Raw genomic sequence first — 18,531 nt, forward strand, 5'->3', positions numbered from 1 at the left:
GCGGAGTGGACGGGACTCGAACCCGCGACCCCCGGCGTGACAGGCCGGTATTCTAACCGACTGAACTACCACTCCGCGTCGGGCCCGTCCGCCGGTCAGCGGCGAGCGGGGCGAATAATAGCATGGTCCTGTGTTTGCGGGCGAATCACAACGACTACAATTGATATTTTTCGCCATCAGACAATGCCGATGACCGATATCGGATCACTCAACCTCGCATGGTCACAGGCCATGATTGCCGGGTTCGTCTCCGCCGGTATTTCCGACGCAGTCATTTCTCCGGGATCGCGCTCGACACCGCTGGCACTCGCGCTACTACGGCAGGCGGGATTGCGCAGCCATGTTGCCGTTGATGAGCGCAGTGCGGCATTTTTCGGCCTGGGCATCGCCAAGGCACAGCGACGTCCGGTCATTCTGCTGGCCACCTCTGGGACGGCGCCCGCCAACTGGCTCCCGGCCATCATCGAAGCCAGCCAGGCCGGTGTTCCGCTGATTGCCGTTTCTGCCGACCGCCCCCCCGGAATTGCATGGCTGTGGAGCTAACCAGACCGTTCCGCAAACATCAATGTTCGCGCCTTACGTCAGGGCAACGCACGCGCTTGGTTTACCCAGTGCAGATTTCGATCCGGGATATGCGCATCGGCTGGCAGCCCAGATTGTGGAGCAGGCCACTTGGCCCTACCCCGGCCCGGTCCATATCAACCAACCCTTCCACGAACCTTTGGTGCCGACAGCGAACCCTCTCCCTGCAGCCAGACTTCCCCCCATTCGGTTCAGCCATTCCCTAGACGAACCGGACCAGCAAACGTTGAGCGAACTGGCCAACCGCCTCTCAGGCCGCCCCGGCATCGTTGTGTGCGGAGAAATGCCTCTCGATGAAAAACGTAACAACGCCCTGGTCGGGCTGGCCAGAGCCCTGGGTTGCCCCATCCTGGCCGAACCGCTGTCCGGACTGCGCTTCGGTCCGCATGACCGATCCCATCTTTGTGTCGGCTATAACCGTTGGCTGGACAGTCCCGATGCCCGTGACATCCCCCCGCCCGAATGGATCATCCGCTTCGGCGCCTTTCCGGTCACGCGCAAGCTGCAGAATTACCTCTCGGGCAGCCCTGCGGCCCAAATCGTGGTCTCCCCCTGGACACAGTGGGCAGACCCTGTACGCAAACTGACTGACTTGCTGCGCACCGACCCCGAATTGTTCTGCACCGCAATGCTACGCGAGCGCCTGAAACCGGCAAACGAAAATTGGCTTGGGAAATTTCTCGCCCTGGAACAACAAGTAGCGGAGCCGGACGCTCCCAATCACATCCAGGCCATCATCAATGCCCTGCCCCCCGGGACTGCCCTGTTCGTCGGCAACTCGCTCGCCATCCGGGAACTGGACTCGATGTCCGGCCATTCAGACAAAGTACTATCCATCCATGCCAACCGCGGCGCCAGCGGAATCGATGGCAACATCTCCACCGCCGCCGGCATCGCCAGTGCGCAAGGCGCTACCGTGGCCCTGATCGGCGACCTGACCTGCCAGCACGACATCGGTGGCCTGGCTCTGACCCGCGGCCTCGACATCGTCATCATCGTGGTCAACAACGGTGGAGGTGGCATTTTCGACCACCTCCCCCAGCATTCGCTTCCCGAATTCCTCGACGGCTGGCGAACGCCGCAGCATATCGATTTCGAACATGCCGCCAAGACATTTGGCCTGACCTACCACCACGTCGATACACCAGACAACCTGAGTCGTAGACTCGGCAGCGCACTAGCGGACGGCGGGCCGCAACTGATCGAACTGAAACTGGCCTAAGCTGAAAACGGCAAACAAGTAAAATCCGCCCCCATGAACGCGACCACTCTTCACGACGACCCCAGCCATGCTTCCCCACTGGGCAAGGCGACGGAATACCAGAACCACTACGCGCCGGAACTGCTTTTTCCGATCCCACGCCAGCTCAAGCGCAGCGAAATCGGCATCGCCGACTCGGCCCTCCCTTTTGTCGGAGAAGACCTATGGAACGCCTACGAGCTTTCGTGGCTGAATACCAAGGGGAAACCCGTCGTTGCGGTTGGCACCTTTCGCGTGCCCGCCGACAGTCCGAATCTGATCGAGTCGAAGTCGTTCAAGCTGTACCTCAACTCCTTCAATCAGAGCACCTTTGCCAGCATTGAGTTGGTCGCGCAAACAATGACACGCGATCTGTCGGCCGCCGCCGGCCGCCCCGTCTATGTCGCCCTGCAAGCCTTGGCGAGCGCGCCGACTGCCAATATCGGCATTCCCGCCGGCATCCCGCTCGACGACCTTGACATCGCCTGCGACTGCTACCAACCCTCCCCCAACCTGCTGACGACACACGCCGGCGAAACGGTCGAGGAAACCCTGTATTCGCACCTGCTGAAATCCAATTGCCTAGTGACCGGCCAGCCCGATTGGGCCATGGTCGTCATCCGCTATCGCGGCCGACCGATCGACCGCGCCGGATTGCTGCGCTACATCGTCTCGTTCCGCAATCACAACGAATTCCATGAGCAGTGCGTGGAGCGAATTTTTTCGGACCTGCAGGCCCATTGCCAGCCCGAAGCCCTGGCGGTTCATGCCCGCTACACCCGGCGCGGCGGCCTCGACATCAACCCCTTCCGCAGCACCGGCGACTACCCGCCCCCCGATAACACACGAGAAATTCGGCAATAGCAAGACCTATTACCCAACGGCCGACGGCGACAACAACATCTCCCCGAGCGCTCCACGTACGGTTCGACTGACCCTGAATACCCACTTTTAAGCGCCGCATCCTTTCGCGGAAGCGTGCATCACGAATGGTTCCCGTGAAGCAGTTTCCATTACGGAAAAATCCGTGACCCCGCCCAAGCGGCGGGGTTTTGTTTAATAATCTTGGCATGAGTACTCTCGCCGCCCCCAACGACCCGGACAAGACCGGAAACGAACTCAAGGCCCAGCGCTTCCAGATGCTGGCGGATATCGCCAGGGAGCTTTCCGGCGAGGTCGTATTCCCGACTTATTTCGATGCCGTTCTGCGCCTGCGCAAGGTATTGAACGACCCGAACCAGAGTATCGCCAACATCGCACAGGCCATATTGGCCGAACCGCTGATTTCAGCCAAGCTGCTCCATCTTGCCAATTCGGCCGCCTACAACCCGGAAGGCAAAGATATCGTCGACCTCAAGTCGGCCATCATCCGCCTCGGCATGAACGTCGTCCATACAGCCGCGCTCTCCATCGTCATGGCCCAGCTGATGCGCGCCAAAGGCATGGCCGAATTCGCCGACACGACCCATGCGCTGTGGGAACATTCGATACAGACTTCCGCAGCAGCCCATGTACTGGCCGGCGAAAACAGCCGGATCAACAAGGACGAGGCCATGCTGGCCGGGCTGATTCACGACTTGGGCGCGTTCTACATGCTTTACCGCGCATCGCAATACGACGAACTGCGCCATCGTCCCGACACGATCAAGTACCTGATCGTGCAATGGCATGAAAGCATCGGCGTTTCGCTACTCAATGCTCTGGGTTTGCCGGAAGAAATCGTCGAGGCAACGATAGACCATGACCACCTGCGTAGCCAACCATCGACCATCCGCACGCTCTCGGACGTCATCTACGTAGCTAACATGCTCAGCGGCGGCCATATCGAATGGATACTGCAGGACCAACCCGGGATGACCGACGCCATCTCGCAGCTAGAGCAACAGTACAGCCAGCTCAGACCTGCCATCGACGCCCTGACGGCCGAGTTGCGCGGTAGCCTCAAATAACCGCGTTCAGCCCTTTTTCCCGTGCCCGGTCTTGACCTGGGTCGACGCCAGAATGCCGCGCAGAATGTTGATTTCGTCCCGCTCCAACCGGGCGCGCCCGAACAAGCGGCGCAGTTTGGGCAACAGCCTGCCCGGTTGCTCCGGGTTATAGAAACCCGTATCGGTCATGATGCGCTCAAGGTGCGCGTACAGGCCTTCGATCTCGTCGTTGGTCGCCGCGGGCGAAGCAAACGGCGTCGCGACCTGCGCGCTTACCGGCGGCTTTTCCCCGAATGCAGCCATACGGCATTCGTAACACAACACTTGCACCGCCGAACCGAGATTCAATGAACTGAAGGCAGGATTGGTCGGGATAGTCACGGCCGCCTGGCAATGCAGGATTTCATCGTTGGACAGCCCGACCGTCTCGTTTCCAAAGACCAGCGCCACCTCCCCCTCGGCGGCCTCGGCCATCAGGCGGGCTACGGTCGCCCGAGGCGCCCCGAGAACGGGACCGATATCGCGCTGGCGCGCAGAAAGAGCGACCGCAAACGAAGCGCCGACCAATGCTTCGCCCAGCGATGAAACGACGTTCGCCGCCGCGAGCACATCAATTGCACCGGTTGCCCTTGTATCCGCCTCAGGATCGGGAAACTGCTTCGGCTCAACCAGATAGAGACGCGACAAGCCCATGGTCTTCATGGCCCTGGCGGCAGCGCCAATATTTCCAGGGTGACTGGGACGGCAAAGTACGACTCTGATTCGGGAAAGCAGGACTTCCGGGTTCATGGTGTAAAATTCGTTCTTTCAAAATATTTCGGGTAGCTTCGGCTGCCCGTTAGCTCTTTAAGACCATGCATCCAGCCCTGAATATCGCCATCAAGGCGGCGCGCCGCGCCGGCCAGATCATCAACCGTGCCTCGAACGACATCGAGCTGCTCAAGGTTTCCTCGAAGCAGCCGAACGACTTCGTGACCGAAGTCGACAAAGCCGCCGAAAAAGCGATCATCGAAACGCTGCAGGAAGCCTATCCGGGGTACGGCATTCTAGCAGAGGAGTCAGGCCTCTCCGCTGGACAGGACTCCGAGTATCAATGGATCATCGACCCGCTCGACGGAACCACCAACTTCATCCATGGCATGCCGCAGTATGCGGTTTCCATCGCCCTTGCCAAATCAGGCATCGTCGAACAGGCTGTCGTTTTCGACCCGAATCGCAACGAATTGTTTACGGCCAGCAAGGGCGCCGGCGCTTTCCTGAACGAGCGGCGCATCCGCGTTTCCCGCCGCACCCGCCTCGGTGAAGCCCTGATCGGCACCGGCTTCCCCTATCGTATGTTCGACAAGATCGACCTCTACCTGGCAATCTTCAAGGAATTGGCCGAAAAAACCGCCGGCCAGCGCCGCCCGGGCGCCGCCTCGCTTGATCTCGCCTATGTCGCCTGCGGCCGTTACGACGGTTTCTGGGAGTTCGGTCTCTCCCCTTGGGACATGGCGGCAGGCGCCCTTCTGATCTCGGAAGCCGGCGGCCTGGTCAGCGACTTGCGTGGCGATGCCAATTATCTCGAAACCGGCAACCTGATCGCCGGCACACCCAAGGTATTCGCCCCCTTGCTGAAGCTGATCGACGGTCACCTTCCCGAAACCGTTCGCGGCTGAACAAAACGTACGCAGAACAAAAAAGCGCCTGAAGGCGCTTTTTTTTCGCCCCCCATCCTCAGTCGTCCAGGCCGATTCACTCAACGCAGTGGCTAACCTTCGTCGCCATCCTCTTCCGACGCCTGCAACCACCACAACAAATCACCGGCCTGCAATGGCATGGGAACCATCTGATTCCGTTGCCACTTGAACACGGGACCGTAGGGAACATATCGGGCCATGACATCGCCTTTCGACGTCACCCCAAAAAACGGCCATCCCGACCTGATGAACTCCCGAATCTGACTATCGGTCATCGCGCTTCCCAAGCCCCTCTTCAATAACCGTCGCGCGCCCTGGCCAAAATTTCGGACGCTTCGTCAAATTGATGCGATTGGCTGCTGCTACGCTCCCGCACAACCGAGCCGAAGTAGCTCGCAAACTCCTCGTCGGAAAGCGCGGCATCCTTGACATAATCAAGACGGCGCTCGACACGCCGACGCCGCTCGCAACACCCACTGGGCGGTCCGACATCTCTTAGCCGACGATCAACACGTGCTCTGCGGTCCATATCCTAAATTCCCACGTCATGACACAACGCAACCTTAACGCCACGACATGACAACTGCAAGTGGCATCCACGCTGACGGATGCGGCCAAGCGCAAAAGAGAGCGCCGCTATCGCGTTGCCATCACTCGTTTTCGACCTTGCGCCAGCCACGGCGTTCCATGCACCCATGGATACGGCGGACACTGGCATTGGTTACCGTTCCGTCGATCGCCTGGTCGGTCTGGGACTTGCAGAACCGGATATCGGCCTCGTAATCCGCCTCCGATGCCCCCGGCCTTGACCAATGCCAGGCAGGTTGGAGAAGTGAACATCCTGCCAAGGCCAATAACGTCATCAAGCCAATGGTTTTCACAAGATTTCCTGACAAAGTATTTTCCAGGAACGATACCAATAAAAAAGCGCCCCGGAGGGCGCTTTTTTTGAATCCTGGCGGAGAGGGCGGGACATTCCGCCAAACCGTCCATAACCCCATGAAATCTTTGAAACACGGTACTTACAAGGCATTGAATTTGGGTTAATTGTTGGGTTAATATATGGGTTAATACAATTCGAACCCACGATAAACCACCATGAATATCGAGCTAATTGGTCGTGTCTGGTACGCATCCTTGCTTGTCCCTAAAGATGTCCGAGAGGCGCTAGGCAGGGTCCGCTTCAAGCAAAGCCTTGGAACCGCCAACAGACGAGAAGCCATTCACCTTGCCGCCCCTATCGTATCGCACTGGAAAGCCCAGATAAAGCAAGCCAGGGGCTCTACCAATGCCGTAGCCAATGAGGCTCTACGCTGGAAGCAGGCCCTCATGCAAGCCCCTGATGAGGACACGGCGGAAACCTGGGAGCATGTCCTAGCGGACAGGGTGGAGGCGGTAGCTGAGACCAAGGGCTATGAAGCTGCCCAGGAATTCAGCGACCTAGCCACAGGTAGAGCTACACCCAGCAATCAATACTTTGAGACCTGGAAGGACCAGATAAAGCTGGTTGCAAAGACCAAGGATCAGATGGTCAAGGATGTTGGTCTCCTGACTGCCGAATTCTCGACTCTTCAGGCGATCAACAAGGCCACCGTAAGACACTGGGTAGATAAGCTCCTAGAGGATGGCAAAGGCGACGCATCAATTCGCCGCATCCTTTCCTTCTGCCGCAACTACTGGAAGTATGTAAAGCGCTATGACGCTGTAGATAAGGAGTCTGCCCCCTTCGATGGCGTCTTCGAGGCTGCTCCCAAGAAGAAGCGCAGGACCACCAACCTACCCTACGCCGCTAGTGATGTTGTCCAGCTCTGGACAGCCGCCACGGAGCGCCCCATGGGGAAAGCGAAAGAGGCCGCAAGGGATGTGCAACTCGCCGAGCTAATCATGCTAGGGGCCTATTCTGGGGCGCGGATCGAGGAGTTATGCGCCGTCAAGACAAACAAGGTCACCGCGCACTCATTCAAGGTAGAGGACGCCAAGACAGATTCAGGATGGCGCGAGGTGCCGATCCACTCCGCCATCGCCCCTTTGGTTAAGAGACTGAAGGAGTCATCTAAGGACGGCTACCTTATCTCTGGCCTGACGTTCAACAAGTACGGAGACAGGTCTAACGCCATCGGCAAGCGGTTTGGCAGACTCAAGACAGCCTTGGGATTCTCCTCTGCCCACACCTTCCACTCATTCCGCTCCACGGTAGCCACCCTCCTGGAGAATGCAGGAGTCCCGGAAGGCGTAGCCGCTGACATCATCGGCCATGAGAAGCCTACGATGACTTACGGGCTGTACTCAGGGGGTGCCGATATGGCAACCAAGAAGGCCGCTCTGGAGAAGGTCCCCTACTACTACGACACCCCCGAAGACGAGGATGAAGAGGCGATGTGCGCTCATGTTAGCGGGTCAGTCCTGGCTCGTGCCCTTGGCATAGACCTTTTTGAAACCCTTGAGGAATGCTTCAAGACAACTGAATACGAAGCCAAAGCAGCACTAATCTAACTTCTGCCCAGAATCCCACCAGAGGCCCCGACAAGGGGCCTTTTTCATTGTCGCTTCCGGTTCCCTGCCAAGCCATACAGCGCGGGGCTTCTGCGGAATCGCAGGGGTACAACCCACCTATAGCAATTAGCCAATTCCTGGCCGATGCACCGTGCCGGGCTTTTCCGGTGCAGTCAAGGGTGACCTGGAGGGGTGGCTGCGAGACACCTACCAGACGACCCTCAAGGGGATCACTGACGAGCACTACCTTCAGGGCTACCAGAAGGGCATCACCCCGGCCTTCCAGGCTATCCGAGGTGCCCACCTGGAGTACCAGAAGAAGGCGGTAGAGACCCGCGTGGAGTCCAATGCCATGCAGCTCATCGACAATGGAGTACGCGCCTACGTCAGCCAAGGGCAGGAAATCCCCCAAGGCTACGTGGAGGCCATCCAGTCCCACGTAGGGGCCAACCTGGGGGTCTCCCAGCAACGATTCGGAGAACTTCTGTTTGAGACCGTCAAGCGGGTGGGCGATGAAGGCCACTACGACGCCTACGATGTCCTCAAGAGGGACCGCCCGGATGGCTCTCCAGGGATGTACTACGACCCGAAGTGGAAGGATCAGATAGACAAGGCTGAGGAGCGTAACTGCCACAGTCATCCCCTCTATTCGTCAGCACGGTGGCTACATCAACGGCCAGGAAGCCCTCCCAGCAGAGCAACAGGCCCAGACTCTCCAGGTCATCCAACAGGAAGCCCAGCGGGTCGGCATGTGTGCGGTAGAGGAAAGGGAAGCACGCTCAGAAGCATTGAAGTTCATGAGCAGTGGCCGTCGTCGCAAGAAGCGCAAGCTGCCTCGCATGACGCCCGTAGAAGACCCCAGGAATGGAGTCTAGCGGTGCCAACTGACCACCCTATGCGCCTCGGCGTGCTCCTCTCTGGGGAGCTTCTGGACACCCTGGAGAGCCTTTATCCGGCCCGCCCACCGGACCCGAAAGATACTGAGCGGGAAATCTGGATGAAGGCCGGGGAGCGCCGTCTGGTGGAAGTCCTCCGGGCCAAGTTCGAGGAAGCCCAGGAGGACTTCCATGGCTTCATCTGATAGCCTCTCCCTCCCCTACTGGCTGTCGGGCGTCTTCAACACCGTGCAGCGCTTCTACGACGCCCCCAGCGCGGTTACCCAGGAGGCCATATTCGTTGTCCTGGAGGGCTACTTGGCAGCCGTTATGGGTGGCCTAGAGGCGCCTATAGCACTCCCTGGAGGCGTTCAGGTGTCCCGGCCTGATGATTGGTGGCGGCAGCAGCTACGCGAGGTTGTAGCCCGGTTCGTGGTCAGCCCATGCCCCTCGGGCCTCCAGAATGTACGGGAAATTACCAACCAGTACATGGGCCAGAGAATGAAGCAAAACAGCCGCTAGGACGCACGTTAAGAGCCCTGGAAGCCGTCAAACGAGGAAGCCGAAGGGCATCCCGCAAGATGGCCTTCCGGGGCTATTTTTTCGCGTTTCCAGACAAGAACATACGCATAAACAAGACATCCTGAAAAATCATGTTTTATTGTTTATATTCAATACGTTATTCACTTTTGCCTAGGTAAAACCCACCTATAGAGGAGAGCCCATCCCAGACCCCCCGGTTACATATCTATAGATACACCTATAGATGCCTCTTTAGATTACCTAGAGATGCTCCTATAGATGCCTCTTAAGACTTCAAGGTTAGATGACACAGTAAGACTAGTAAGTAGGAGTATCTCTATAGACATCTGAAGATGTCCTACCGGATGCCTACAGGCTGTCCTGTGATTGAGGCTCTGTAGTGGCCCGGTAGAGGTCTTCAGTTGATTAGCTGATTCCCTGGCAATGTGACCACCTACCCAGACATGATCTAAGACCAAGAATTATTGAGTTCTCTGGTCTGTTCCCTTTGGGTTAGAACTTGGGTTAATTCTTGGGTTAAATGCAAAAAGCCCGACTTCGTAACCTATTGATTAGATTAAGAAATCGGGCCATGCAGTGTCCTGGCGGAGAGGGCGGGATTCGAACCCGCGGTGGGCTATTAACCCACACACGCTTTCCAGGCGTGCGACTTAAACCGCTCATCCACCTCTCCGGGAAGCCGTGCATTCTAGCAGAATCGCTGCAATGGTCAAATAATCTTTCGGAGAAAAGCGAGTCCGATCCAGATCAGGAGCAGGATTACGAAGCAAACGACACCTACGGCCTTGCCCGAGAACCCTGGCAGGATCACAGCGACGAGTTGCCTCGGAGCGCGGGTAACCAGGTCGAAAAGTTGATAGATCCTGTTGCTTTCTCTCCTGCACCCGGCCAGGATATGCAGCACCCCTTGGCCGATCAAGCAAAGGCCCAGCATCTCGATGACGGCACGAGCCGCACTGATCAGAAACAGCGTCATCCGGGTTATTCGTCTTCCAGACCGAATTCGATATCGATTTTCTTCATCTGCCGGTTGTACCACCAGATGATCACCAGAAAGAGCACCAATCCGCCCTGTGCCGCCATGTAAAAGCCCAGCGGGAAGCCGAAGATGACGATCTGGTTGATGTCCCGCGCAAACCAGGTCGTACCAAAGGTCACGCAAAACCATAGGAGAAGCAAGGCAAAGGTCAGACGCCTGGTCTTCCTCCAATAGAGATGGCGTTTCCCTTTCACGCGTCCCTGCCGTTCGACAAACGAATCTTGGTGAGGAACTCTTCCGCCCCCGGTTCAGGTTGCGTCATTAACGACACCACGACGATGGTGGCAAAACCGGCAATGACACCGAACAACCCTGCCGCCGTGGGCTGGACGTGGAACCAGGGATCCATCCCGAAGCCGCTTATGCCAAGCCAGGGAATGCTGTCGAACTCGACTCGCAGGATGTAATAAAGCGACAGTGATACGCCGACAACCATCCCGGCAAGCGCCCCCTTTCTGGTCGCTCGCTCCCAGAAAATACCAAGCACCAGAGCCGGGAAGAAGGCTGATCCGGCAATCGAAAAGGCCCAGGCGACCATGGACAGGATGGTGCCGGGCTTTTCGGCTGCCACGGTTGCGGCAAGCACGGCAACCACCAACAACATGGATTTCGAAATGACCAGCCGGAACTGTGTCGAGGCATCCGGCCGGATAATCCGGTAGTAAACATCGTGAGACAGGGCACTGGTAATGGTGAGCAGCAAGCCGTCGGCGGTGGAGAGCGCTGCCGCCAATCCGCCCGCCGCCACCAGTCCGGAGATGACATAGGGCATGCCGGCGATTTCCGGCGTAGCCAGAACGATGACGTCCGGATTGAGAGAAAGCTCGGCCAACTGCAGAACGCCATCGAGGTTGATGTCCTCGATGCTGACCAGGCCGATCTTGGCCCAGGCGGTCACCCAGCCGGGTAGCTTGGCGATGGGGATTTCCGCCAGGTGAGACAAAACCTCATGCTTGGCGAAGACGGCATAGGCAGGGGCCGTAATGTAAAGCAACAGGATGAAGAGCAGCGACCAGAAGACCGATTCCCGTGCTTCATGTACGGTAGGGGTTGTGTAATAACGAACCAGCACATGCGGCAGCGCAGCGGTACCCACGGTCAGACAGAAAATCAGGGCCAGAAAATTGATCCGCTGGATATTTTTCTCCGCCTCGGTCTCGCCGGGAAAGGCCTCCGCATGATGAATCGGTTTGCGACTCCGCTCGAGCGCGGAAAACATCGCTGCCTCCCAGCGTGCCTTGGCCTGCTCCGGGTCGTGCGGCAACTCCCTGCGCTGGCGCTCGAGGGCCACAATGTCGCGCATTTGTGCGTCACTGGCCTTGAGTTGATTGATCTGGGTGGATAGCTGCTCGCGCTCGTTGTTCAGCGACTGAGGGAGTTGCATGATTTTCTGGGCGTAGACGTCAGCACGCTCGTGGAACAGCTGACGCACCTCGACCTCTGCCGGCGAGTCGAACAGCCGGGTCTCCAGATGCGTGACTTTTTGCAGCACTTCGCCATAAACCAGTTGCGGGATCGGGTTACCCGTGACGTTGTACGACAGGATGGCGACAGGCGTGATATAGGCGACAATCAGGATCAGGTACTGTGCCACCTGCGTCCAGGTGACCGCCCGCATCCCGCCCAGGAATGAGCAGACAAGAATCCCCGCCAGACCGACGAACACGCCGATTTCAAACTGCAGGCTGACGAAGCGGCTGGTAATGACGCCTACACCATAAATCTGCGCCACCACATAGACGAAGGAGGCGAGGATGGCCGCCCCGACGGCAACGAGGCGTATCGAATTGCCACCGTACCGGGCCCCGAGAAAATCGGGAATGGTGTATTGCTCGCAACGCCGCAAATACGGTGCCAACAGCAGCGCAACCAGGACAAAACCGCCGGTCCAGCCGATGACGTAGGCCAAACCCTGAAACCCCGACAGATAGAGCGTTCCCGCCATACCGATGAACGAGGCGGCACTCATCCAGTCGGCACCGGTTGCCATGCCGTTGAAGAAGGCAGGCACGCGCCGACCGGCCACGTAGTATTCCGACACGTCGGAAGTGCGGCTAATGATACCGATCAGCGCATACATCGCGATGGTGAACATCAGGAAGGCGTAGCCGATCCATCGCGGCGGCATGCCATGCTGCTCGAGTACGGCCAGCACCCCGATAAACGCGAGAAAGCCGCCCGTGTAATACAGGTAGTAGCGCTGCAGACGGGTCAGCGACCTCAGCATCGGGAGAACTAGTGAGTGCGCCGCAGGAAGCTGCTGGCACGCGACTCGTCGACCAGCCGGGCAGCGGTATCGATCTGCTTGCCGACCGCCCGCACCAGCAGCATCTGGAAAAGACGGCCGAGGAGGAGCGTATTGGCCATCGCATCGCGTCGCCCTTCCCCGCCCCCCATCCCGAATATTTCGAGCCATTGATCGAGCGGCATCACGGTATGCCCCTTATCCTCAAACATCGATGGCATGAGCCAGGCCATATCGACCCATTGCGGCTGAAAATCGAGGCCCAGACGCTCCTTGTAGGCACGCTGGAGAAAGCCGCCCACATAGGGAACGTGATAGGTCACCATCGGCGCCTTGGCAGCAAAGAGCAGAAAGGCCATCAATTGACGGTCAACTGCCGCCCCTTCGCCATCCAGTGTCGAAAAATCAATATAGAAGGTATCGTCCGGCTGGATGGCTCCCTGCCAGATACTGCTGGCTGCAATGGCCAGCAACTGGTCCTTTTCGGGATCGAGACCACTGCTCACGATATCGACGACCAGATAGCGGGTATGAAAATGAAGCTCCTCGAGCGCCGGTGCATGACTGCTACGCCAGGCATCCAGCGACGCCTTGACGTCTTCCGACAATCCGCTCGGTGCGCCACCGCGAAACAGGAATTTCTTGAGGCCGAGCATGGTCAGTTCACCTGGTAATCGAGTTTGAGACGTGTCTGTATCTTGCGCGCCTGACGGAAGGATTCCTTGAGGATGCGGCGATCCAGCTCGTTCAGGGTTTCCGGATCGATCAAATTGTCCCCCTGCTTGCCCGGCTCACCTTCCAGATACTGGTGCTGCAGGCGCAACAACTGGATGAAATTGAGCCCTTCGAGCACCGCGTTGATTTCATCGGCACGTATGTTCAGACGCTGCGCAGCCAAACGCAGGCGCTGGATGGAATTGGTATTGTGCACACCGCTGGCCATGGCATAGATGCGTGCCACATCGACGAAAATGCGCGAACCGTATTTCTTCAGATCGATCTTGCCCGGATGGTCGGGCTCGAGATCGGTCAGGAAATCGCGAATCTTGCCGAGCGGCGGTTCGACATCGAGCGCGTTCTTGGCCATGGCGCGCAGGAACATGGGATTGGAAGCCGTCAGGGCCAGCAAATGGCGGCGCATGGCCTCGGCCAGCTCGGCCTTGCCGAACAAGGGCCGGAAATCGAAGAAAATCGTGGCATTGAGCAAGGCATCGGGATGCGGCTGGCGAATCCAGCTGCCGAACTGCTCCTTCCATTCGTCGAGCGTCAGGCACCACTGGGGATTGCTGGCCATGATATTTCCCTTGCACAACGGGAAGCCGCAGCGATCGAGATCCTTGTTCACATCCAGGGCATAAGCCAGGAAGCGCTGCTTCAGCGCATCGATCGACGCCCCTTCGGGCGGCTGGAAAACAATGCCGTTGTCCTGGTCCGTACTGAAGGTCTGCTCGTCACGCCCCTCCGAACCGAAAGCCAGCCAGGCCCAGTCGATGCCGTCGAATGCATGTTTTTCCAGATTGAGTTGGATGACACGGCGGGTCAAGGCGTCGTTGAGCGCCGAAATGAACTGGGTAAGCTGCTCCGATCCCACGCCCTGGGCCAGCATGTTGAAGGCCAGTTGGCGCACATCGGCGGCAGCCTGTTGCAAGGCTTCGACATTGTGCGCCCCGTCGATGGCCTGTCGGATCTGACGCAAGCCGACGCGCTGCAACGAGAACAGGTCGCGCTCCGACACCACACCGGTCAGACGGCCTTCCGCATCCGTCACCAGGACGTGGCGGATGCCGTGCGTGGCCATGGCAAACATGGCATCGTACGCCGTAGCGTGCTCTTCGAGCATGAACGGGCTGGGTGTCATCGCCTCGCCCACCGGGGTGCTCAACGGCAATTCGGCCAGCACCACGCGGTCGAGCAGATCGGTACGCGTGAACACGCCGACTGCCTTGCGATCCTCGCCGGCGACGACCAGCGAACCGACACCTGCCTCCGACATGGTTTCCAGCGCGGCCCGAAGCGGCGTATCCGGCGCGACGGTAATCGGCGAACGCGATCCGATGCCTGCCAGGGGAGAGTTGAGAGTCTGCTGCTCACTGGCACGCTGCGCGAACTGAAGCTGCAGTTGCCGGCGCGACTGGTCGAGCAGGCTGGCGATGTACTGTGTGCAGAACAGGTTGAATTCCGGACTGGAGGCGACCAGCGCCAGGAAATCCTCAGCCGGCAACTGGTAGCAGAAGCTGTCTTCGACCGCCAGATAAACGTTGGTGGATGGCCGCCCGGCGGTGACCGCACCGATCGGGAAGCCCTCCCCGGCCCCTAGGCTGAGGATGGAATACTCGGTCACCGTCACTTCGCCCGCCTGCCGCGCCTGGACCTTGCCGGATTCAATCAGGTAGAAGTAACGGACGTTACCGGCGTCGGGACCGATGATCTCGCTGCCGGCCGGATAAAACGCAATCTGCGCCTTTTCGGCGAAACGCTGCAGTGCATCCGGCTGCATTTTATTGAACGGCGCATGATTGCGAAGAAATGCGATGGTGTTACCGGCCATGCGGCTACGCCCCTTTTCGCGCAGCGTCATCTCCACCTGACCAACGACCATTTCCTGCCCTGTTTGCTGTTGCGTATTCACGACAACCTCATTTTTTTCTTTAGAGTGCATAGTTTAACTTGAGACGCTGTTGCAAGCGTTTGGCCTGCTTGAGCGCCTCGCGCAGTATGGCCTGATCCATGTCATTCAATTCGGCGGGTTTCAGACCGGAACCCGCCGTCATACCAATGGCCGCGGCGGCAATTTGCTGTGTCAGGCGCAGCCGGAGGATGTGGGAAAAAGCTGCGTCGAGGCTGGCGATTTCGATATCCGGCAAACCGACCGCCTTGCCCGCCTGGTGCAGACGCTCCGAGGTATTGACGCTCGGCGCACCGGCGGTCAGCGCGAAGATGCGGGCTGCATCGACGAACAGCCGGCTGCCGAATTTCTTGAGGTCCACTTCCCCCTCACCGTTGACGGCGACCTCGCCGCGAAAACTCAAGGGGGCCTCGGCGTGCAGCGCATTCGCTGCCATCAGGTGCTGGAAAGCGGGCGTACCGGTCGTCAGCGACAACAACAGGGTGCGCAGCTGCTCGCCCAGGGCAAGATTTCCATGCAGCGGACGCAGGTCAAAGAAGATGCTGGCATTGAGCAGTGCCTCGGGCTCGGGACGACGCACCCATTCGATGAACTGCTCCCGCCATTCGTCAAGCGACAGACACCAGGCCGGATTGCCGGCCATGATCTTGCCCAGGCACAGGGCGAAGCCGCAGTCGGCCAGGCGCTGATTCGCTTCCTGGGCAAAAGGCAGGAAGAGTTCGCGCAAGGCGCCGGCCTCCTGCTCGCTGCTGGCATGAAAGAGCAGTCCGTTGTCCTGGTCGGTCACGAAGGTCTGTTCGTGCCGCCCCTCGGATCCGAGGGCGAGCCAGCACCACGCCACTTGCGGCAGGCGATGGCGATACGCCGTCAGGTCGATGACCCGTGCCGTCAGGCGATCGTTGAACAGCGAAATCAGGCGGGTGGCCGCCACGCCATCCATGCCGCCGGCCAGTGCTCCCTGCAGGTGCGTACGGACGGCATCGGCCAGGACCGGCGCTTCGTCCAGCGCGCGCAACGCATCGATCGCGGCAAACAGGTCGATGCGCTGCTGACAAAGCAGCAAAGGCGCGGTGCTCACGGCGATCAGTACTTTACCCGGGCGAAATAGGTTTTCTCGGCGGCTTCCAGCGCCTGGCGCACCGTGACGATCCCCTTGTCCTCGAGCAACTTGACCAGTTTCAGGAATACCTCACCGGTCGCCAGCGCATCCTCCAATGCATTGTGCCGGGTACCGATAGCGATGCCGAGGCGTTCGAGGATCACATCCAGCTTGTGCGATTCCTGGTTGGGATGCACCACGGCGGACAGCAGGAGCGTATCGAGCACCGGCTGCGTGAAGCGGATGCCCGTGCGCTCTTCCTTGAGCTGCAGGAAGCGCATGTCGAAGGCAGCATTGTGGGCAATCAGCACCGTGTCTTCACAGAATTCGTGGAAGGCGGGCAAAACGACATCGATGTTCGGCTGGCCGCGCACCATGTCCTCGGTGATGCCGTGGATGGGGATGGATTCCGGCTTGAGCGGAATTTCCGGATCGACGATCTGGTTGAAGGTTTCCTGGCGCAGCAAGCGATTATTGACGATACGCGCCGCACCAACCTGAATGATCTCGTCGCCATTGGATGGCTCGAGACCGGTCGTCTCGGTATCGAACACCGTGTAGGTCAACTCGGACAGCTTGCGATCCAGGTCGATGGACTTGTCTTCGAACTTGAACAGGTCGAAGTCGTAATACTCCGGGCGGCCGGTGACATGGCGCTCCTCAACCACTTGCTCCGCTTCCGGAGTGGCCACCGGCAGGACGAACCGGAAGAAGGCCCGGTGCGCCGCCTTTTCGCGTTCGTACCAGATTTCGCCGCCATGGCGATCGATGACGTCGCGCAGGGTGAGCGGCGAACTCTCGCTGCCGATCTGCATCGACTCCATTTCCCACGTGTAGAAGGTTTCCGACGACATGGCCGGGCCGGCCCAGATCAGATCAAGGTAAGCCAGCTTGCCGTTGGAAGTCAGCCGGAAGCGCAACTCGCGCGGCTCGTAGTGATCCTGCAATTTCGAGGCGAGCGAAACCAGCGCGAAGACCAGCGAGAAGCTATCGGCCTTGATCCACAGGTTGTCGTCCATTTCCTCGGTCTTGGTCGGCAGCTTGAGCTTGTCGTCGATGCGGCGCTGGGCGGCGGCGACGATATCGATACCGAGCACATCCTCGAGCGGCCAGCGCGTCTTGATGGCATCGGAAAACTGATTCATGGTCTGGTCGATCACCTGGCTGCGCTTGGCCACTTCGTCATCGATGACATGCAGGAAGCGTTGGCGCAATTCCGGCTCCATGTCCGGATAATCGATCAAATTGGCGACCGCAGCCCGGATATTGCCGATCGCCGACCGGCTACCCTGGGTCAGCGTGTGCAAGGCCTGGTCGCGACGCTCCTCTTCCTCGATGCTGCGCGTGATGTTCTCGACAGTCAGCACGTAGCCCGACATCGATGCCTCGCGCGACTCGCCCGTCCCGCCCAGCACCGGCACCATCTGGATGCGCAGCAACTGGCCGCCGCGCGTGGTGGTGATGAAATTGGCGATCGCCGTCTTGCCGTTGGCCAGACGCAGGTGAATCACCTCGCGGGCATGCTCGACCTGGCTTTTTTCCAGGATCGAGAAGATCGAACGCCCCAGCCCGATCAGCGCCCCGCCGGCCACCGAGGTCGGCCCCTGGGACAGCGCCTTGAACTGCAGCCGGGCGCGGTTGTTGTAGAGCAGGATGCGTCCGTCGAGGTTGCAGACGACTACCGCCTGGGCCAACTCCGACATCAGCGCGGCCAAGCGGTTCTTTTCCTCCTCGACCGAGGCCTTGGCGCGGGCGATCTGGGAATCGACGTCATCCATCAGTGCGTCGCGCTGCTGCGCCAGGTCGTTGGCGGCCTGCGCCAGTTGCTGCACCTCGGGCGGACCTTCCGGCGCGACGCGGAAATTGCGGTTGGCCCCGAGCATCAGGCGCAGCGTCTCCGCCATGCGCAGCAAGCCTTCGACGTATTGCTTGAACAGCCTGTGCAACACCAATACGCCGATCACGAAACCGAACAGCGTCATTATGGTACCGACCGGCAGTCGTGAAACCAGCAGCGCAGTCAGCATGTCGCGCTCGGCGTCCTTCATGTCCAGCCAGACAAGCAGCGATGTGACGACGAACGGCCCGGTCATCAGCAGACCGAGAACGACCACGGCGAGGATGAAACGATGTTTTGCCTTCATGACAGGCATCCCAGAATGGTTGGTTATCGTTACAGGCG

General features: G+C 59.1%; 17 protein-coding genes and 2 tRNA genes. 8 read left to right on the forward strand and 11 right to left on the reverse strand.

Annotated features, from left to right (window positions below; translation table 11 throughout):
• Position 1 precedes the first annotated feature (1 nt).
• A tRNA-Asp gene (locus F1002_RS16755) sits at positions 2-75 on the reverse strand.
• A gap of 114 nt (positions 76-189) precedes the next feature.
• On the opposite strand from F1002_RS16755, the gene F1002_RS16760 reads away from it, so the two are divergent.
• From F1002_RS16760 to F1002_RS16775, 4 genes are all read left to right on the forward strand, one after another.
• Positions 190-543 (forward strand): thiamine pyrophosphate-binding protein, encoded by a 354-nt coding sequence (locus F1002_RS16760; protein ID WP_191090447.1) that lies wholly within the window; start codon positions 190-192, stop codon positions 541-543.
• Positions 544-565: 22 nt separating this feature from the next.
• Positions 566-1,804: a 2-succinyl-5-enolpyruvyl-6-hydroxy-3-cyclohexene-1-carboxylate synthase gene (gene menD, locus F1002_RS16765; protein ID WP_255584492.1), complete on the forward strand. Its 1,239-nt coding sequence runs from the start codon at positions 566-568 to the stop codon at positions 1,802-1,804.
• A gap of 33 nt (positions 1,805-1,837) precedes the next feature.
• Positions 1,838-2,686 (forward strand): NADPH-dependent 7-cyano-7-deazaguanine reductase QueF, encoded by an 849-nt coding sequence (queF, locus tag F1002_RS16770; RefSeq protein ID WP_150430200.1) that lies wholly within the window; start codon positions 1,838-1,840, stop codon positions 2,684-2,686.
• A 206-nt stretch (positions 2,687-2,892) separates the two neighbouring features.
• A complete protein-coding gene (locus F1002_RS16775; protein ID WP_150430201.1) occupies positions 2,893-3,771 on the forward strand; it encodes an HDOD domain-containing protein in 879 nt (292 codons plus the stop codon).
• A 6-nt stretch (positions 3,772-3,777) separates the two neighbouring features.
• Here the strand turns inward: F1002_RS16775 and F1002_RS16780 are convergent, their stop codons facing one another.
• On the reverse strand, positions 3,778-4,539 hold the full coding sequence (locus F1002_RS16780) for an RNA methyltransferase (RefSeq protein ID WP_150430202.1): 762 nt from the start codon (positions 4,537-4,539) through the stop codon (positions 3,778-3,780).
• A 65-nt stretch (positions 4,540-4,604) separates the two neighbouring features.
• Here F1002_RS16780 and F1002_RS16785 point away from each other — a divergent pair, with 65 nt between their 5' ends.
• Positions 4,605-5,408, forward strand: coding sequence for an inositol monophosphatase family protein (locus F1002_RS16785; RefSeq protein ID WP_150430203.1), 804 nt, complete (start codon positions 4,605-4,607; stop codon positions 5,406-5,408).
• 671 nt (positions 5,409-6,079) lie between these two features.
• Here F1002_RS16785 and F1002_RS16790 read toward each other — a convergent pair.
• Positions 6,080-6,310, reverse strand: a complete 231-nt coding sequence (locus tag F1002_RS16790; RefSeq protein WP_150430204.1) for a hypothetical protein — start codon at positions 6,308-6,310, stop codon at positions 6,080-6,082.
• A 217-nt stretch (positions 6,311-6,527) separates the two neighbouring features.
• On the opposite strand from F1002_RS16790, the gene F1002_RS16795 reads away from it, so the two are divergent.
• The 3 genes from F1002_RS16795 to F1002_RS16805 all read left to right on the forward strand — a co-directional run bounded on the left by F1002_RS16795 (position 6,528) and on the right by F1002_RS16805 (position 9,319).
• Complete coding sequence (locus tag F1002_RS16795; RefSeq protein ID WP_150430205.1) at positions 6,528-7,922, forward strand: tyrosine-type recombinase/integrase; 1,395 nt, start codon at positions 6,528-6,530, stop codon at positions 7,920-7,922.
• A 151-nt stretch (positions 7,923-8,073) separates the two neighbouring features.
• Positions 8,074-9,003 carry a hypothetical protein gene (locus F1002_RS16800; protein ID WP_150430206.1) on the forward strand — a complete coding sequence of 310 codons (930 nt, stop codon included), beginning with the start codon at positions 8,074-8,076 and terminating at the stop codon, positions 9,001-9,003.
• Positions 8,990-9,319, forward strand: a complete 330-nt coding sequence (locus F1002_RS16805; protein ID WP_150430207.1) for a hypothetical protein — start codon at positions 8,990-8,992, stop codon at positions 9,317-9,319. The genes F1002_RS16800 and F1002_RS16805 overlap by 14 nt, the downstream gene beginning before the upstream one ends.
• A gap of 603 nt (positions 9,320-9,922) precedes the next feature.
• On the opposite strand, the gene F1002_RS16810 is transcribed toward F1002_RS16805, so the two are convergent.
• The 8 genes from F1002_RS16810 to F1002_RS16845 form a co-directional block, all read right to left on the reverse strand.
• Positions 9,923-10,013: transfer RNA gene (locus F1002_RS16810), tRNA-Ser, on the reverse strand.
• 36 nt (positions 10,014-10,049) lie between these two features.
• The gene (locus F1002_RS16815; RefSeq protein WP_150430208.1) at positions 10,050-10,316 is read right to left on the reverse strand and encodes a hypothetical protein; all 267 of its coding nucleotides are present in this window, start codon (positions 10,314-10,316) and stop codon (positions 10,050-10,052) included.
• A 5-nt stretch (positions 10,317-10,321) separates the two neighbouring features.
• Positions 10,322-10,573 (reverse strand): DUF4212 domain-containing protein, encoded by a 252-nt coding sequence (locus F1002_RS16820; RefSeq protein ID WP_150430209.1) that lies wholly within the window; start codon positions 10,571-10,573, stop codon positions 10,322-10,324.
• The gene (locus tag F1002_RS16825; RefSeq protein WP_150430210.1) at positions 10,570-12,606 is read right to left on the reverse strand and encodes a sodium:solute symporter family protein; all 2,037 of its coding nucleotides are present in this window, start codon (positions 12,604-12,606) and stop codon (positions 10,570-10,572) included. Before F1002_RS16825 ends, F1002_RS16820 begins: the two co-directional genes overlap by 4 nt.
• An 8-nt stretch (positions 12,607-12,614) precedes the next feature.
• A complete protein-coding gene (locus F1002_RS16830) occupies positions 12,615-13,280 on the reverse strand; it encodes a hypothetical protein (protein ID WP_150430211.1) in 666 nt (221 codons plus the stop codon).
• 2 nt (positions 13,281-13,282) lie between these two features.
• Complete coding sequence (locus tag F1002_RS16835; RefSeq protein WP_370452174.1) at positions 13,283-15,223, reverse strand: DUF294 nucleotidyltransferase-like domain-containing protein; 1,941 nt, start codon at positions 15,221-15,223, stop codon at positions 13,283-13,285.
• A 49-nt stretch (positions 15,224-15,272) separates the two neighbouring features.
• On the reverse strand, positions 15,273-16,328 hold the full coding sequence (locus F1002_RS16840) for a DUF294 nucleotidyltransferase-like domain-containing protein (RefSeq protein ID WP_150430212.1): 1,056 nt from the start codon (positions 16,326-16,328) through the stop codon (positions 15,273-15,275).
• A 5-nt stretch (positions 16,329-16,333) separates the two neighbouring features.
• Positions 16,334-18,493 (reverse strand): exonuclease domain-containing protein, encoded by a 2,160-nt coding sequence (locus F1002_RS16845; protein WP_150430213.1) that lies wholly within the window; start codon positions 18,491-18,493, stop codon positions 16,334-16,336.
• Positions 18,494-18,531 lie beyond the last annotated feature (38 nt).

The organism is Dechloromonas sp. CZR5 (assembly GCF_008711155.1).
GTDB lineage: Bacteria > Pseudomonadota > Gammaproteobacteria > Burkholderiales > Rhodocyclaceae > Azonexus.

Bases quoted from the DNA above. Each gene is read 5' to 3' on its own strand.
- F1002_RS16760 (WP_191090447.1), top strand. From the start codon at position 190: ATGACCGATATCGGATCACTCAACCTCGCATGGTCACAGGCCATGATT.
- menD (WP_255584492.1), top strand. From the start codon at position 566: ATGTTCGCGCCTTACGTCAGGGCAACGCACGCGCTTGGTTTACCCAGT.
- queF (WP_150430200.1), top strand. From the start codon at position 1,838: ATGAACGCGACCACTCTTCACGACGACCCCAGCCATGCTTCCCCACTG.
- F1002_RS16775 (WP_150430201.1), top strand. From the start codon at position 2,893: ATGAGTACTCTCGCCGCCCCCAACGACCCGGACAAGACCGGAAACGAA.
- F1002_RS16780 (WP_150430202.1), bottom strand. From the start codon at position 4,539: ATGAACCCGGAAGTCCTGCTTTCCCGAATCAGAGTCGTACTTTGCCGT.
- F1002_RS16785 (WP_150430203.1), top strand. From the start codon at position 4,605: ATGCATCCAGCCCTGAATATCGCCATCAAGGCGGCGCGCCGCGCCGGC.
- F1002_RS16795 (WP_150430205.1), top strand. From the start codon at position 6,528: ATGAATATCGAGCTAATTGGTCGTGTCTGGTACGCATCCTTGCTTGTC.
- F1002_RS16805 (WP_150430207.1), top strand. From the start codon at position 8,990: ATGGCTTCATCTGATAGCCTCTCCCTCCCCTACTGGCTGTCGGGCGTC.
- F1002_RS16815 (WP_150430208.1), bottom strand. From the start codon at position 10,316: ATGACGCTGTTTCTGATCAGTGCGGCTCGTGCCGTCATCGAGATGCTG.
- F1002_RS16825 (WP_150430210.1), bottom strand. From the start codon at position 12,606: ATGCTGAGGTCGCTGACCCGTCTGCAGCGCTACTACCTGTATTACACG.
- F1002_RS16830 (WP_150430211.1), bottom strand. From the start codon at position 13,280: ATGCTCGGCCTCAAGAAATTCCTGTTTCGCGGTGGCGCACCGAGCGGA.
- F1002_RS16835 (WP_370452174.1), bottom strand. From the start codon at position 15,223: ATGGTCGTTGGTCAGGTGGAGATGACGCTGCGCGAAAAGGGGCGTAGC.
- F1002_RS16845 (WP_150430213.1), bottom strand. From the start codon at position 18,493: ATGAAGGCAAAACATCGTTTCATCCTCGCCGTGGTCGTTCTCGGTCTG.